1 protein-coding gene and 2 pseudogenes are annotated in these 879 nt (G+C 45.1%); all 3 read right to left on the bottom strand.

The window, feature by feature from the left end:
- A pseudogene (locus tag ACY3FQ_RS15540) lies at positions 1–196 on the bottom strand (IS66 family transposase); the annotation flags it as partial.
- Between the two features lie 74 nt (positions 197–270).
- A complete protein-coding gene (gene tnpB, locus ACY3FQ_RS15535) occupies positions 271–471 on the bottom strand; it encodes an IS66 family insertion sequence element accessory protein TnpB (protein ID WP_489774318.1) in 201 nt (66 codons plus the stop codon).
- Positions 416–667: pseudogene (locus tag ACY3FQ_RS15530) on the bottom strand (IS66 family transposase); the annotation flags it as partial. The gene tnpB and the pseudogene ACY3FQ_RS15530, both read right to left, overlap by 56 nt.
- Between the last annotated feature and the right edge of the window lie 212 nt (positions 668–879).

Raw genomic sequence — 879 nt, 5'->3', positions numbered from 1 at the left:
GTTTAAATAGTGCGAGCTCATGCTCGTATTTTTGCGTGAGAATGGAAAGATGTTGAACTTTGGCATCCAATTGCTGGTTTGATTTTTCTAATTCTTGATTTGATTGTGCCAAAGACTGATGCTGCATTGCCAACTGCCGGGTAAATTCCAGCAGTTGTTCATGGGTCAGTTGGCTTAAATCAGGCAGCGTATTCATGACCGCAGTATGCCTGAGGTCATGACGCAGAGGAAATAGAACGTTTGGAGAATAGCAGAATGGACCAAGCTAGTTTAGAGCATCGTCACCACCTGCTGTCGTCCAATGCGCTGCCAAGGCAAACCCTGGATCAGTGCCTGTAACTGTTCTGGGCTGAGGGCTACACTTTCACCCTGGTGAACTTTAGCCCAGTGAAATTTTCCCTGTTCCAACCGCCGTGGTGAGATGTTCGTTTTTACTGCCGAATTTGTGCTGTTTAAACAGCGCCAGTTCATGCTCGTATTTTTGATTGAGAACAGAGAGATGTTGGTTGCATGCTTCAAGATGCTGAACTTTGGTATCTAATTGTTGGTTTGATTTTTCTAATTCTTGATTTGATTGTACCAAAGACTGATGTTGCATTGCCAACTGTCTGGTAAATTCCAGCAGTTGTTCATGGGTCAGTTGGCTTAAGTCAGGCAGCGTATTCATGACCGCAATATGCCTGAGGTCATGAAGAGAATGAAATAGAACGTTTGGAGAATAGCAGAATGTATCAAGCTAGTTTAGAGCATTGTGACCACTTGCTGTCGTCCAATGCGCTGCCAAGGCAAACCCTGGATCAGTGCATGTAACTGTTCTGGACTGAGTGCCAGGGTTTCACCCTGGTGAACTTTAGCCCAGTGGAATTTGCCCTGTTCCAA

Source organism: Acinetobacter sp. AB03 (assembly GCF_058107045.1).
The sequence above is the reverse complement of the archived record's forward strand: the minus strand, read 5'-3'. Positions and strand labels throughout refer to the sequence as shown.

Excerpts from the sequence above, each read along its gene's own strand:
- tnpB (WP_489774318.1), bottom strand. The coding sequence starts at position 471 with ATGAACTGGCGCTGTTTAAACAGCACAAATTCGGCAGTAAAAACGAAC.